This is a genomic window from Metabacillus niabensis, from assembly GCF_902829255.1.
In the GTDB taxonomy this organism is placed as follows: Bacteria; Bacillota; Bacilli; order Bacillales; family Bacillaceae; genus Metabacillus; species Metabacillus niabensis.
Genome location: NZ_CADEPK010000007.1, coordinates 1 through 13749, shown reverse-complemented (window position 1 = coordinate 13749; position 13749 = coordinate 1). Strand labels below are relative to the sequence as shown.

Below are 13749 nucleotides of genomic sequence, written 5' to 3'. Positions count from 1 at the left end.
GTATAAGGGTGCTATTTTTGAAGGTGAAAAATACTTAGGTACAACCACTAATTCATTTGAAGTTGTTTCTATGTTTATTTGGGCAAAATCAACTAGTGAACTACAAGGCTTGTCACTTGATGATTTTCAATATATCGAAGAGAACGTAAAGCAGCACTATCCACATGCAAAAATAGATTGGAAAAGTCCGATAAAGGAGCTATTAGTAAAAAAGCGTGAAAAACAAGATGAAAGCTAAATAAAATGATTAAAAGCTGTCTCTCCGACAGCTTTTAATCATTTTATTTAGCTTTACTTTCATTTTCTAGAAATGATTCGAGGGAATCATCCAAAAGTTTTTCTCTCACTGGATCCTCATTTACATCTGTGTCAACTTCTATAGACTTATTTAAAATCCCATACGTATCATCATGTTTTTGGCGTTCCTTAGCTTTCGAGTTTTCCATTTTGTCATGTCACCTTCAATTTTTTTGTCATTAGTTTGCACAATAATCAGCCGGAACATCCAAATGGGAATGCACACATATTCTTCAACTAATAAGAAAGTTCCTATAAGGAGCCCTTTCACCGTTAGCCTTTTTCCTTAACAAAAAATTCTTCCCACTTAATAAACGCTTGCTTTTCTCTTAACAAATAAACAAGAACGAATAAGATAATCACGATGCCCCCCAAAATGATAGGTGATAAACTTTGCAATGACACACCTAAAAATGTAAAGCATATGCATGAAGGAATATGTGTTAAAAATGATATTTTTACATACCGTCGAAAAGATTTTGTTTTTTCTAAAATACATAAACATATTAGGGAAAAATTCATAAATGGAATTAACCGAAGAACAATGATTTGTCCGATTGAGAATGTCGTATACATTCCAATATATTTTCCCTTCATTTTTACAAGCTTCTGATAAAACGAAGGAAAGAGCTTTGGTAAAAAATAAAATAATATACTCGAGCCCGTCAAACCAACAATCGAATAAATCGTTCCAAATACCCCACCGAATAAAATACCGCCAACAACACAAACAACCGCTACAGGAATGAGTAAAAATTGCCTGATAAGATGAAACAAAATAAAAACAATTGGAGCAAAAAAACCAGTCGTTTCAATCGCATCTACTACAGACGACGTTGCAAGGTCAATCGTCCTCACCACTTTCTTGTTAGCAATCTTTGATGCATGTAGTGTTCGATACAGTTTACGAGAGAAATTTATGATTATGCCATCGTTTTAAAAAGATAGATAATTAGAAGGAAATGGACGAGTAAAACAGTCGGGAATCCAAATTTAAACGAAGCATGTTTCGTTTTATGACGAAATATGTTCATTGCTAATGTCCCCCCTAAAGCACCTCCCAAAATTGCAATTGTCCATAATGTCGATTCTTTAATTCTCCATTCACCACGTTTAGCTCTTCGTTTATCAAGCCCCATTAAAATAAAGCAAATTAAATTAAGTAACAAATAAATACAAATGAAATAAACCATCGTTTTCTCCTTATCTTCAATTCAATAAAAGGATTTGTCTCCCATTGCATAATAGTTCATTTAGTCGTTAAAATGACTGGACTGTCTTTACATACTATCGCGCGATTAAAAATCCCCTCTAATAAATTTAGTTGATTTTTAAGTGTCACATGCTTTAAAACCTTCTATTTAAACAATTGGTTCAAAAATAGCCTATAAAAAAGAGCTGACATATATTGCAAGTCAGCTCTTTAATCGTAAAAATTATTTGTTTAATTGTGCTTTTGCAGCGTCTGCTAATTGAGCAAATGCTTTTTCATCAGCTACAGCTAAATCTGCAAGCATTTTACGGTTTACTTCAATACCAGCAAGCTTTAAGCCATGCATTAAACGGCTGTATGAAAGACCATTTACGCGAGCAGCTGCGTTGATACGAGTAATCCAAAGCTTACGGAAGTCGCGTTTTTTCTGACGACGGTCACGGTAAGCATATAAGTAAGATTTCATTACTTGTTGGTTTGCAACTTTATATAATGTATGTTTAGAACCGAAATAACCTTTAGCTAATTTTAATACTTTTTTACGACGTTTACGTGAAACGATACCGCCTTTTACTCTTGGCATGTAAATTCCCTCCTATATTACGGTGTTTACGATTATTTAATATTATCTAATAAATGACGAATGCGTTTGAAGTCACCTTTGCTTACTACTGCTGATTTACGTAGTTTACGTTTTACTTTTGTAGATTTGTTTGCAAATAAGTGACTAGTGTAAGCATGTGAACGTTTAAGTTTACCAGTTCCGGTCTTTTTGAAACGCTTTGCTGCTCCACGGTGAGTTTTCATTTTTGGCATAAGGTATTCCTCCTTAAGTATTATTGCTTTTCATTTTTCGGTGCTAAAACTAAGAACATGCTACGGCCATCCATTTTTGGATGTGATTCAATCGTACTAACGTCTGCACATTCAGCTGAGAACCGATCAAGCACCTTCTGACCAATTCCTTTATGTGTAATGGCACGTCCTTTGAAACGGATAGAAGCTTTTACTTTATCGCCTTTTTCTAAGAACTTACGTGCATTTCGAAGCTTAGTATTAAAGTCATGCTCATCAATTGTTGGACTCAAGCGAACCTCTTTAATATTGATGACCTTCTGATTTTTACGCGCCTCTTTTTCTTTCTTTTGCTGTTCAAAACGGAATTTTCCGTAATCCATGATGCGGCAGACAGGAGGCTTTGCATTCGGTGCAACTAAAACTAAATCAAGATTAGCTCTAGCAGCAATTTCTAACGCCTCTTGACGAGATTTAATTCCAAGCTGATCTCCATTGGCACCAATTAGACGAACCTCACGTGCGCGAATTCCGTCATTTACCATCATATCTTTGCTAATAATTAGCCACCTCCAAGGTTTAATAAACTGAATAGTAATGATTAAATCCAGATTTGTTGATTGGTTTTTTTATTTACGAAAAATAAAAAAGTGTGGATGCACAAAACACCCACACTACGATTGTATTCTTTAAGAGTTCATCGTAACCTGCCAACTACAATCGGATGTGTCAATCAGGTGAGAAGCGGGTGCTTCTTCTTTATTTAATGATAGACTATTCAATTACCTTGCAAATTATAACATCATAACAAAGATTTTGCAAGAATGATTTACTTCTTTAACAACAAAATTCATTCTATCAAATCCGACAATATGTTGCAAGAGTTTTTTTCTTATGGTTAATATTTATCTCTTAACCTCTTGCGTAATTGTATTAAGAAATTTCTCAAATGCAACTGTTTCGGATTTTTGTTCACCATATTTTCTTACATTAACTGCTTGCTCAGCAATTTCATTATCACCTACGACAAGCATATAAGGGATTTTTTGCATTTGTGCTTCACGAATTTTATAACCAATTTTTTCATCACGAGCATCTAATTCAACTCGTAAACCAGCCTCTTGTAGCTGTTCTTGTACTTGCTTAGCATATTCAAGATGAATGGAAGGTGATACTGGGATAACCTGAACTTGAACAGGTGCAAGCCATGTTGGAAATGCTCCTTTGTATTCTTCGATTAAGAATGCAACAAAGCGCTCCATTGTTGATACAACACCACGGTGAATAACAACTGGACGATGCTGTTTACCATCTTCACCAACATATGATAAATCAAAACGCTCTGGCAGAAGGAAATCTAATTGAACAGTTGATAATGTTTCATCCTTACCAAGTGCTGTTCTTACCTGTACGTCAAGTTTTGGGCCATAGAAGGCAGCTTCCCCTTCTGCTTCATAGTAATCATGACCTAATTCATCCATAGCTTCCTTAAGCATGCCTTGTGCCTTTTCCCACATATTATCATCATCAAAATACTTCTCTTTGTCCTCCGGATCACGATAGGACAATCTAAATGAATATTTGTCAATTCCAAAGTCTTTATAAACAGCCTCAATTAAGCGAACAACACGAATAAATTCATCTTTTATTTGATCAGGACGAACAAAAATATGTGCATCATTCAATGTCATTCCACGAACACGCTGTAAACCTGTTAATGCTCCTGACATTTCGTAGCGATGCATTAGTCCAAGTTCTGCAATACGAATTGGCAGTTCACGATAGCTATGAATATCATTTTTATAAACCATCATATGGTGTGGACAGTTCATTGGACGAAGGACTAAATCTTCATTATCCATTTCCATTTTAGGAAACATATCTTCTTGATAATGATCCCAGTGACCTGATGTTTTATACAACTCTACACTTCCCAATACAGGTGTATATACATGCTGATATCCTAAACGCTGCTCTTTATCCACAATGTATCGTTCTACAATACGACGAATTGTTGCACCTTTAGGTAGCCATAACGGTAACCCTTGACCAACCTTTTGCGAGGTAGTAAATAAACCTAATTCTTTACCTAATTTACGATGATCACGTTCCTTTGCTTCTTCAAGAATTCGTAGATGCTCATCTAAATCCGCCTTTTTGAAGAAAGCTGTACCATAGATTCGTTGAAGCATTTTATTATTGCTATCTCCACGCCAGTACGCACCCGCAACACTTAATAGCTTGAATTCCTTTATTTTTCCTGTTGATGGAAGATGGATCCCACGACATAAATCAAAAAACTCACCTTGTTCATAAATAGAAACCGTTTCACCTTCCGGAATTGCTTCTAAAAGTTCTAGCTTTAATGGGTCTTGAATCTCCTCATATCGACTTTTTGCCTCTTCACGACTAACCTCTACTCGAACGATTTCAAGGTTTTCATTTACAATCTTTTTCATTTCTTTTTCAATAGCTGGAAGGTCCTCAGGAGTTATTGCTCGCTCCATATCAATATCATAATAGAATCCATTTTCAATGACTGGACCAATACCAAGCTTTACTGATTCATCCTTGAAAAGACGTTTAATCGCCTGTGCCATTAAATGTGCTGTTGAGTGGCGCATAATTTCTAGCGCTTCATCACTATCTTGAGTCACAATTTCAATTTTTCCATCTTCATTAATTGGTGTCCGTAAATCAAGTAATTGACCATTTATTTTTCCTGCTAAAGATTTCTTCTTTAAACCAGGACTAATTGAAGCAGCAATCTCCTCTGTTGTTGTACCAAAGGGAAATTCCTTTATTGCCCCATCTGGAAATTGAATTTTGATAACATCTGACATTATTCTTTCGCTCCTTTAATTTGTATCGTGCTTTTCCTTAAAGACTAGCATCTCATGAAGTGCATCCTATATGAAGGAAACTCAGGTATCGGAACTTTTCATATTATGTTTTCATCAAAAGTTCCCGAAAATAAATAAACTCGTCCCCTAATAAAGGGACGAGTTATACTCAAGTCAATGGATCGTGGTTCCACCCTATTTCCCAAACTATAAGTATTTCAACATTAGCTTGGCTTTCATTCGATAACGGGGTGACCGTCAGTTATTACTAAGAAAACTGTTCACAACTGAAGTTCAAAGGTGGTAAGTTTGTTTATCGTGTTAGGAAGCTCCCAGCAATCCTTCCCTCTCTGAAAACCGTATAAACAAGCTATTGTCCTTATCATAACTGTTTAATCTTTAATTACCACAAATTATAATGTCTTTTTAACTAAAAATCAAGATTTCTATAGGAAGATCTTTTATACACTTTAGTCGTTATGATTTTTCTCTTGGTAAAACAGAATGAATGGCATCTCATGCTGAAATTAAAGCGGTTAAGATTAAGCTAAAGGTGCATGGGAGCTAAAAGCTTATGCCAAACGAATAAAATTATAGCAATTGTAGCGGAAAGTACAAAGAGTATTTACTCTAACCTAATTTTGAAACTCACTTAAGCTATGTATGCTCACACGTTCTTCAAAAACATTAAGTATCGTTTGGATCATACCATCGAAAGGATCATCAGAAAAAAGCTTTATTTTCTTCGGTGCAATTGACACAATTGGCCCTAATAAATTTGTATCAATATACATCGGATGTTGTCTGACAAATTTTTCATCAATATAGGCTTTTAATTCATCTTCAGTCATTTCATCAAAATGATTGAACACCTGAAAATGTGTATCATGTACGATTGCAATTTCATCGAGAACACATTCTCTATTTACGAGATAATCCCGCAAGCTTTGAATGAAGTTTTGATACTCCTGTTCAAGCTTATATTCCTCAATTGCCAGCTCAACAATTGACCGTAACCCAGTAGTGTATTCGTGTAAGCGGAACTTTTCAAAAGAGGTATAGCTAAAATATAAATCCGGTCGTAAAAATTGTTCTAACGCTTCTTTTAAAATCAACTCACGCTGAGGAAATTGTTTTACACCTGGAATATCCTCCCGTTCACCTTCCATAATAGATTGTGCAATATGTATGATTTGCTGCTGCTCTTCTTCCTCTAAAAAATAATATTGTTCCTTAATCATCGTTAACATTAATTGCTGTTCTTTATGATTTATTATAAATTGAACAAGACCAGGAATAATTAATCGTTCAATTGATTTCTCCCAAATTTTCGGGTTAATTTTAATGCATCGTTGGTTAACGATTTTTAATTCTGATTCATAATCATTACACAATGAACGAAAGATTGAATAAATCAATTTTGCCTCTTTCGGAGACCCTAATAAAATCTCAAGCATGATTGTCCCCCCTATTTGCCAACACCTAGTTCTATGTATATGGGGGACTGAATGAAATAGAAGTAGGAAATATAAATTTTTCAAAAAGAACATTTTATAAAAAGGGTATGTTCGGAACTCTCGCTTAGCAATAAAGTTACGAAATCAGCTAAAAAAAGCTATTTCTAATGAAAAGACATCCCTCAAAAAGAAGAATTCCTTACCACTGAAATAGCTTAATCTTTAATCTCTTCGGTTCCTTCCAATAAGCTCAATCGGAATTGCCATATGTTTAATTCGTTCCATAATTCTCGCTGCTTTTACAGGCTCCTCCTCACCACGCTGTGAATAAGAGAGATGATGCTGCAGCTCTTTTAAGTTAAAGTTTGAGGAGAAGAATGTTGGTAAATTTTCTAACATACGATATTGTAGAATTGCTCCAAGAATTTCATCCCGCATCCAACTTGACATTGACTCAGCACCGATATCATCTAACATTAAAACCGGGACCTTTTTAACTGCATCCAATTTTTCATCTAAGGAAGAATCTTGAAATGAACCTTTAAGCTCCCTCATAAATTCCGGGACATAAACGAGCATAGAGGAAACCTTTGATGAGGCAAGTTCATTCGCAATCGCACCTAATATATAGGTTTTCCCAACCCCAAAGGATCCATATAAATACAATCCTTTAGGATGCTTCCCATTATTGTATTGTTCAACAAAGTCTTGTGCAAGTCCAATTGCTTTAATTCGACTTGTTTCATCCATTTCAATTTCGATGTTATCAAATTGTGCCTCTAAAATGTCTTTAGGGATATACATACTTTTAATAAGTGATGCATGTTTTTTGCGCTCATCATGGATTACCTTTGTAGGACATTTTTCATATTGAATATTAATCATTCTGCCTTCGATGACTAATCGCGGATGATATCCTTCCAATAAGTTCTTACATTCTGCCAAAGAGGGGCAATCCTGGCAATTTTTACTCTGTTCAATAAATTCAAATAGCTTTACAAGACTTCGATCAACCATTCCTTCCTCTATCTCTGCAGAATGCTTTGTTAAGAAGGCTTGTACATCAGGATGATTTAACACTTGCTTTTTTAAGTCATTATATCGAGTTTTAAAATCTTTTCGATTCGTTAAAGATTTAAATGAGTTACTCATATGTTCCATTTTGTTCACCACGCTTTTCTGCAATGACATTTAATAGGATTAATTGTTTTTATTATCCTTGTATTTTTTTATTCGATCAAATAATTTCTTTTTTTCTGCCTCAAATTGTTCGCGATCGAGCTCAGGTACATCAGCTTTTGTTTCATTTTCAGAGTTATCAGTTTGCTCCTCTTCCTTAAGCCAGGATGGAAGCATTTCTTTTCGAATTGGCTTCTTTTTCGTTGCAGTAGTCTTTTTAGATGTTTTTTCCTCAGCCCACTGTTGATATTGGCGATGTTCATTTTTCGCAAGTTGCATAGCTTCCTTCACAGTCGTAATTTGCTTACGAGCCCAATGACTAGCAATTTTTTCAACATAAGCTTTCGTTAATTTCATATCTGTTTTTAGCTATCTAAGGTTTTAATCTATTTTTGCTGAAGGAGGAAACAAAGTATGAAGAAAGATGGGCATGTACACACTCCTTATTGTCCGCACGGTACAACTGATTCACTAGAGGCATACATTGAACAAGCAATTCAACTACATATTGATTCCATCACCTTTACGGAGCATGCACCTTTGCCAAATACGTTTCACGATCCAACCCCTAATCAAGATAGTGCAATTGAACTAGAAACAATGGAAGAATATATTGAAAAAATACAATTGTTAAAGAAAGCTTATAAAAATGAAATAACCATTAATCTTGGTTTAGAAGTTGATTATATTAAAGAGTATGAAGAGGAAACAACGTCATTTTTAAACACATACGGAAAATATTTAGATGATAGCATCCTCTCAGTTCATTTTTTAAAGCTCCAAGACAAATATTATTGTATGGACTTTGATGAGCACACATTTAAACATATGATTGATCAGATTGGATCATTGGAAAAATTACACCATATTTATTATCAAGAGGTTCTTCACTCAATACAAAGTGACTTAGGGGAGTATAAACCTAAACGTATTGGTCATATTACATTGGTTAATAAATTTCAAAAGCTATTTCCTGTTACATTTTCAGTTGATCAATACATCCAAACTATTTTATTTGAAATAAAAAACAGAGGATACGAATTAGATTATAATGTCGCAGGATTGAGAAAAGAGTTTTGTGGGGAAACCTATCCAGGATCAGCTGTTGCTAAAATGGCACAAGAACAAAAAATCCCTTTAATCTATGGCTCTGATGCCCACAGCGCAAGGGATGTCGGAAAGAATTATACCTGTTATCAGCAATTAACGAACGGCAATTAGCTTCCCTTCAACCATTTTTGTCTGATTATCTATAAGCAATGAATTCAGCCAATTTTTTAACTCTTTATAGTATTGATGTACAAAGTAAGTTTCATGAGGCTGTATATACAAAACTTCACTCATATATTGCGGTTGTAAATAGGGCATATGCAAAAGACTTCTTAATTGAATAATGATATGTGGGATAAACCCTTTACGAAATATCCCCTCTTCAATTCCTTGTTCGAGAACCGCTTGTAGATAATATTTTTCTTTCATTAAATATGTGGTCATTACTTCACGTATAAGGACTGAATCTAATGTGACTTCCCGGTAGACCAATCGTGAAAGTTGACGATTCGCATGCTGGTAATTTAATATATCTAGTACCATTTTATTTAATATAACGTGAGCGTTTTTGTATGTTAATTGTGCATAGTTATCTTCAATTACTTGAATATACTCTTCATAATATTGTGACACTAAATATTCAAGCAACCCACCTTTCCCTTTAAAATAATAGGAGATATGCGCAATATTCACATTTGCCCGACTTGCAATTTCCCTCACAGATGTTCCTGTAAATCCTTTTGAATGGAATAAATAAATGGCTGCCTGTAAGATTTTTTGTTTAGTTTCACTTAATGGTTGTTGAGTCATTTGATTCACCACCCTCTCTTTTCTCTTAATTTCCACGATTATTGATGAATTCCTTCATTAATCGCTCGACAATGTTCTGGTGGATGTTGTTAGAATTTAACTAAAGGTAGGTAATTGCAATGTTTCATGTCGAAAATTATAAAGGTAGTAGAAATGAACAGTATAAATTAGTGATAAATCAATTAAAGGCTTTACTAGAGGGTGAAAAAGACACAATCGCGAACCTAGCAAATGCATCGGCATTATTGAACCAATTTTTATCAGATGTAAACTGGGTTGGATTTTACCTTTTAAAAGAGGATGAGCTCGTTCTTGGACCATTTCAAGGAATGCCGGCATGTGTAAGAATTCCTATTGGTAAAGGTGTTTGTGGAACAGCAGTAAAAAACAAACAAACACTACGCGTCGAAGATGTTCATCAATTCCCTGGCCATATTGCCTGTGATGCAGCTTCAAATTCTGAAATTGTTATCCCACTAATCGTAAATGAAAATGTAGTTGGTGTATTGGATATTGATAGCCCACTTAAAAATCGCTTTGATGAGACGGACGAAGTATTCTTAGAGGAATTTGTAGCTACACTTGTAAACTATATTAATGCTGAGTAAAACTCTTAAAACAGAACTGCCCCGTAAATATTAGTTACAAACTAACATTTACGGGGTTTTTATTATGGCTATATACAGTAGGATACCGAAAATTCAGATCCTAGACTTAAAAATATTTGTCTAGCTTTATTAGAGCAGATTAAACAAGTTATTTTTTATGCTTGTATAATCACTTGATTCTTACCTTTGTTTTTTGCTAGATAAAGCGCTTGATCAGCCTTACTAAATAACTGATTGTAATTGATATGATTTTTCGCATCCCAGTAGGACACTCCACAAGAGAGCGTAACCATCGGTTCCGTATTCTCTCTCACCCGTTCTACAATTCTTTTAGCAATAGCAACACCTGTTTCTAACTCTACCTGTGGCAAATATAAAGAAAGCTCTTCCCCACCCCACCGAGCTCCGATATCTTTTTCGCGAATATTACTTTTTATAATCTTTGCGACCTGCACAAGAATTTTATCACCAATTTGATGACCATATGTGTCGTTAATCTTTTTAAAATCATCAATGTCAAAAAGGATATAGGTACCTTTCCGATCATTTTTCATTGAGTTCTCAATACATTCATTCATATATTTACGTGAGTATAATTGTGTTAAATGATCGGTCTTTACTAATGTTTCTAATTCTTCTCTTAATAATGAATTCGTTAAAGCTAAAGTCGAATGATGTATTAAAGATTGAAGTAATTTAAACATATCAAAAGTAAAATGATAAGGTCTTTTATGTAGCACTAAGGCAAACCCCTTTAAACTATCACTTTGGACCATAGGAACAGCCATTACAGATGGGAACATGGCATTTTCGATATGCGCTGTAAAATCTCCAATAAATATTCCTTCAAGATCCTTCTCTATCTTCTCACGGACATATCGAATATATTCCGATACCATCTCTGTTTCAAAAAAGCGTGTACTACCTGGCAAAATTTGAAGTGACCCATCTTGCTGAAAATAGAAAAAGCCAACTTCATTTGCATCAAATGAATCTGTAATACGCGATGACATATAAGTCATATTATCTGTTAATCTCAAGTTTTTATTTAGTTGGTGTGATGTTTCATTAATAAGCTGTAAATCCTTTATCAGCCTTTTAGACTGCTCATATAATTGGGCATTTTCTAATGCATTACCTGCTGCAGTTGATAGTAAGGTAATAAAATTTCGATTTTCATATGTCAAGTCAATCCCTTGATTTGCAACGACTTGTAATACGCCATAAACACCTTGCTTCCCTTTTAAAGGAGTATAAAAAACTGTTTCTTGTGATTGTTGATTGCTTGATAGCTGAGATTTCCCCGTCACAAAGGCTTCCATTGCCTTCTCATTACCAGTCTGTTCGTCAAAGCCAAGACTTTTAATGGGCAATTCCGAATGGTTTTCATTATCATGCGATAAAAACAAATAAAAAAGATAATGCTCATACATTCCTTGCAATGTAGTAATTAGCTCAACTAAAACATCATCTCTGTTCATAAAAGAATGGAATTTTTCTGTTAATCGATATAGTTGCTTATATTTTTGTTCTTTTTGAGATGCTTGATTTATCATTAACGCGTTGATATAAAAAGAGGAACAAGCTTGTACAATTTCATCTAAAGTGGAGCGATGAAAACGATCGTCTATTTCATTAATTAGAAGTAAGCCATGCAATTTATCTTCATGTATGAATGGAAAGATAATATCTTTTTCAACTTTATAACATTTACCATATTGTAATTTTGGTAATGCCTCTATCAAAATTTCATTATCGTTCGTATGTGGTGTAAAACTATCCAATTGCTTATTGTAAAAATAAAAAGCTGCATGCCTCACACACAGTTGCGTTTTTATTACACCTATCAAAATATCCACAATATCATTTATTGAATGTTGAAGGTGGTGTGAATTTAAGCTTTCAAAAAAGCTAATTTTAACCGCCTTTACAACTGATTGATCATCCATTAATTTTCACCCACATAATCGAATTACAAAATAAGACAATATTTTATTCCATTATATCATAAATCATCTCCCTAAATATTGTCGATGATAAGTTTCATTACAAACAGAATAAAATAGCAAATTGATTCTTTACATTTGTTATAACAAAGCTGATTGTTGATCCTATCACTTTGTTGAGTGTGTGTAAGACTCCTAAAAGAAGTGTGTCAAAGAGAGACTATTATAGGGAATTGAGCCAAGGTTGAACAATGGCCATCCGGAAAATAAACAACCAAGATTAATAGCACCTATACATCAAAAATCGTTTAGTTCCACAAGAACTAAATTTAATTGTGTAAAGGTTCTTGACTTTATATACATAAAACAATATAATGTTCGTTGTGTATAAAATATGCAGCCTATTGATGTAACTGTTTTGATTTCATTTTGTTCCCCTATCTTTATAGGAGGTGCATCGAGTAACTCTATGCTGCTGGGGCGAGGATGCATGAAAACAAAATGTGCAAAGCATGTGTAATCAGTTTGGTTTTTATTTTATGCAAAATAAAAACATAAAGGAGGAGTTCGCATGGCTCGTTATACAGGCTCTAGCTGGAAACTCTCTCGTCGTTTAGGTATTTCATTAAGTGGTACAGGTAAAGAATTAGAAAAGCGTCCATACGCTCCAGGACAACATGGTCCAGGACAACGCAAAAAATTATCAGAATATGGTTTACAATTACAAGAGAAGCAAAAGCTTCGTCATATGTATGGTGTAAATGAGCGCCAATTCCGTAACCTATTTGATAAAGCTGGTAAAATGGCAGGTATCCATGGTGAAAACTTCATGATCCTTCTTGACTCTCGTCTTGATAACATTGTTTACCGTTTAGGTTTAGCACGTACTCGTCGTCAAGCTCGTCAATTAGTTAACCATGGTCATATTCTTGTTGATGGTTCACGTGTTGATATCCCATCATACCAAGTTAAACCAGGTCAAACAATTTCTTTACGTGAAAAATCACGTAACCTTGATATTGTAAAAGAAGCTATCGAAGTAAACAGCTTCGTACCTGATTACCTAACTTTCGACGCAGATAAATTAGAAGGTACATTCACTCGTTTACCAGAACGTTCTGAATTACCAGCAGAAATTAACGAAGCACTTATCGTTGAGTTCTACTCTCGTTAATCTTAGCTATTTAAAAAAGCTCAAGGTCTTGTTTATACAAAACCTTGAGCTTTTTTTGTTCGATATTATTGTCACTACTCATCTATTCTTATTTTCATTTCAATCAAATAGTCATCCTGCGAAATTGGTCCATAATGAATCGGTGTAAAAACCTCATAAATGCTTCCAATTACTTGGAGATGATGATTATTTATATAATTTAATAATTTTTTAAGGTTATCAAAGTATTTTTCTGGTGAAAACCTGTCAGAGATGCATACATATTTTCCTGCTGGAATTTTTGTCTGCATAATATTTGGTGATAACAATGAAATATCTCTATGCTTCATAACCGGCATAAAAATATAGCTATATGAGATTTCATCTTCATCTTTATA

Annotated in this window: 15 protein-coding genes, 2 pseudogenes and 2 other annotated features; of the genes and pseudogenes, 4 read left to right on the top strand and 13 right to left on the bottom strand. The window is 34.4% G+C overall.

Features of this window, described 5'->3' with window-relative positions:
• A pseudogene (locus tag HU235_RS01530) lies at positions 1-238 on the top strand (sigma-w pathway protein ysdB); the annotation flags it as partial.
• Positions 239-281: 43 nt separating this feature from the next.
• Here HU235_RS01530 and HU235_RS01525 read toward each other — a convergent pair.
• The 10 genes from HU235_RS01525 to HU235_RS01480 all read right to left on the bottom strand — a co-directional run bounded on the left by HU235_RS01525 (position 282) and on the right by HU235_RS01480 (position 8141).
• The gene (locus HU235_RS01525) at positions 282-446 is read right to left on the bottom strand and encodes a hypothetical protein (protein WP_174879180.1); all 165 of its coding nucleotides are present in this window, start codon (positions 444-446) and stop codon (positions 282-284) included.
• Positions 447-570: 124 nt separating this feature from the next.
• The gene (locus HU235_RS01520) at positions 571-1155 is read right to left on the bottom strand and encodes a TVP38/TMEM64 family protein (RefSeq protein WP_233452110.1); all 585 of its coding nucleotides are present in this window, start codon (positions 1153-1155) and stop codon (positions 571-573) included.
• A 65-nt stretch (positions 1156-1220) separates the two neighbouring features.
• On the bottom strand, positions 1221-1490 hold the full coding sequence (locus HU235_RS01515; protein ID WP_095300628.1) for a DUF1294 domain-containing protein: 270 nt from the start codon (positions 1488-1490) through the stop codon (positions 1221-1223).
• Positions 1491-1733: 243 nt separating this feature from the next.
• The gene (gene rplT, locus HU235_RS01510) at positions 1734-2093 is read right to left on the bottom strand and encodes a 50S ribosomal protein L20 (RefSeq protein ID WP_095300629.1); all 360 of its coding nucleotides are present in this window, start codon (positions 2091-2093) and stop codon (positions 1734-1736) included.
• A gap of 32 nt (positions 2094-2125) precedes the next feature.
• Positions 2126-2326, bottom strand: coding sequence for a 50S ribosomal protein L35 (gene rpmI / locus HU235_RS01505; RefSeq protein WP_095300630.1), 201 nt, complete (start codon positions 2324-2326; stop codon positions 2126-2128).
• Between the two features lie 20 nt (positions 2327-2346).
• Positions 2347-2868 carry a translation initiation factor IF-3 gene (infC, locus tag HU235_RS01500; protein WP_170944356.1) on the bottom strand — a complete coding sequence of 174 codons (522 nt, stop codon included), beginning with the start codon at positions 2866-2868 and terminating at the stop codon, positions 2347-2349.
• 75 nt (positions 2869-2943) lie between these two features.
• Positions 2944-3071, bottom strand: a sequence feature (ribosomal protein L20 leader region).
• Between the two features lie 139 nt (positions 3072-3210).
• Positions 3211-5148: a threonine--tRNA ligase gene (gene thrS, locus HU235_RS01495; protein ID WP_174879179.1), complete on the bottom strand. Its 1938-nt coding sequence runs from the start codon at positions 5146-5148 to the stop codon at positions 3211-3213.
• A 151-nt stretch (positions 5149-5299) separates the two neighbouring features.
• Positions 5300-5543: a binding site (T-box leader), on the bottom strand.
• Positions 5544-5783: 240 nt separating this feature from the next.
• Complete coding sequence (ytxC, locus tag HU235_RS01490; RefSeq protein WP_174879178.1) at positions 5784-6605, bottom strand: putative sporulation protein YtxC; 822 nt, start codon at positions 6603-6605, stop codon at positions 5784-5786.
• Between the two features lie 222 nt (positions 6606-6827).
• Positions 6828-7766, bottom strand: coding sequence for a primosomal protein DnaI (dnaI, locus tag HU235_RS01485; protein ID WP_174879177.1), 939 nt, complete (start codon positions 7764-7766; stop codon positions 6828-6830).
• 39 nt (positions 7767-7805) lie between these two features.
• Positions 7806-8141 carry a DnaD domain protein gene (locus HU235_RS01480; protein WP_174879176.1) on the bottom strand — a complete coding sequence of 112 codons (336 nt, stop codon included), beginning with the start codon at positions 8139-8141 and terminating at the stop codon, positions 7806-7808.
• Positions 8142-8198: 57 nt separating this feature from the next.
• Between HU235_RS01480 and hisJ the strand changes: the two genes are divergently transcribed.
• The gene (gene hisJ, locus HU235_RS01475; RefSeq protein WP_095302884.1) at positions 8199-9005 is read left to right on the top strand and encodes a histidinol-phosphatase HisJ; all 807 of its coding nucleotides are present in this window, start codon (positions 8199-8201) and stop codon (positions 9003-9005) included.
• On the opposite strand, the gene refZ is transcribed toward hisJ, so the two are convergent.
• Positions 8988-9644, bottom strand: a complete 657-nt coding sequence (gene refZ / locus HU235_RS01470; RefSeq protein WP_095302885.1) for a forespore capture DNA-binding protein RefZ — start codon at positions 9642-9644, stop codon at positions 8988-8990. The two genes, hisJ and refZ, sit on opposite strands and share 18 nt — an antisense overlap.
• Before the next feature lie 119 nt (positions 9645-9763).
• On the opposite strand from refZ, the gene HU235_RS01465 reads away from it, so the two are divergent.
• Positions 9764-10252 (top strand): GAF domain-containing protein, encoded by a 489-nt coding sequence (locus tag HU235_RS01465; RefSeq protein ID WP_095302886.1) that lies wholly within the window; start codon positions 9764-9766, stop codon positions 10250-10252.
• Between the two features lie 155 nt (positions 10253-10407).
• Here the strand turns inward: HU235_RS01465 and HU235_RS01460 are convergent, their stop codons facing one another.
• Positions 10408-12201, bottom strand: a complete 1794-nt coding sequence (locus tag HU235_RS01460; RefSeq protein ID WP_233452109.1) for a sensor domain-containing diguanylate cyclase — start codon at positions 12199-12201, stop codon at positions 10408-10410.
• A gap of 568 nt (positions 12202-12769) precedes the next feature.
• On the opposite strand from HU235_RS01460, the gene rpsD reads away from it, so the two are divergent.
• Entirely contained in the window at positions 12770-13372 is a 603-nt protein-coding gene (gene rpsD / locus HU235_RS01455; RefSeq protein WP_095302887.1) for a 30S ribosomal protein S4, read from the top strand.
• Positions 13373-13446: 74 nt separating this feature from the next.
• Here rpsD and HU235_RS01450 read toward each other — a convergent pair.
• Positions 13447-13749: pseudogene (locus HU235_RS01450) on the bottom strand (MerR family transcriptional regulator); the annotation flags it as partial.

Bases quoted from the DNA above. Each gene is read 5' to 3' on its own strand.
- HU235_RS01480 (WP_174879176.1), bottom strand. From the start codon at position 8,141: ATGAAATTAACGAAAGCTTATGTTGAAAAAATTGCTAGTCATTGGGCT.
- hisJ (WP_095302884.1), top strand. From the start codon at position 8,199: ATGAAGAAAGATGGGCATGTACACACTCCTTATTGTCCGCACGGTACA.
- dnaI (WP_174879177.1), bottom strand. From the start codon at position 7,766: ATGGAACATATGAGTAACTCATTTAAATCTTTAACGAATCGAAAAGAT.
- HU235_RS01465 (WP_095302886.1), top strand. From the start codon at position 9,764: ATGTTTCATGTCGAAAATTATAAAGGTAGTAGAAATGAACAGTATAAA.
- HU235_RS01460 (WP_233452109.1), bottom strand. From the start codon at position 12,201: ATGGATGATCAATCAGTTGTAAAGGCGGTTAAAATTAGCTTTTTTGAA.
- ytxC (WP_174879178.1), bottom strand. From the start codon at position 6,605: ATGCTTGAGATTTTATTAGGGTCTCCGAAAGAGGCAAAATTGATTTAT.
- refZ (WP_095302885.1), bottom strand. From the start codon at position 9,644: ATGACTCAACAACCATTAAGTGAAACTAAACAAAAAATCTTACAGGCA.
- HU235_RS01515 (WP_095300628.1), bottom strand. From the start codon at position 1,490: ATGGTTTATTTCATTTGTATTTATTTGTTACTTAATTTAATTTGCTTT.
- rpmI (WP_095300630.1), bottom strand. From the start codon at position 2,326: ATGCCAAAAATGAAAACTCACCGTGGAGCAGCAAAGCGTTTCAAAAAG.
- thrS (WP_174879179.1), bottom strand. From the start codon at position 5,148: ATGTCAGATGTTATCAAAATTCAATTTCCAGATGGGGCAATAAAGGAA.
- rplT (WP_095300629.1), bottom strand. From the start codon at position 2,093: ATGCCAAGAGTAAAAGGCGGTATCGTTTCACGTAAACGTCGTAAAAAA.
- rpsD (WP_095302887.1), top strand. From the start codon at position 12,770: ATGGCTCGTTATACAGGCTCTAGCTGGAAACTCTCTCGTCGTTTAGGT.
- HU235_RS01525 (WP_174879180.1), bottom strand. From the start codon at position 446: ATGGAAAACTCGAAAGCTAAGGAACGCCAAAAACATGATGATACGTAT.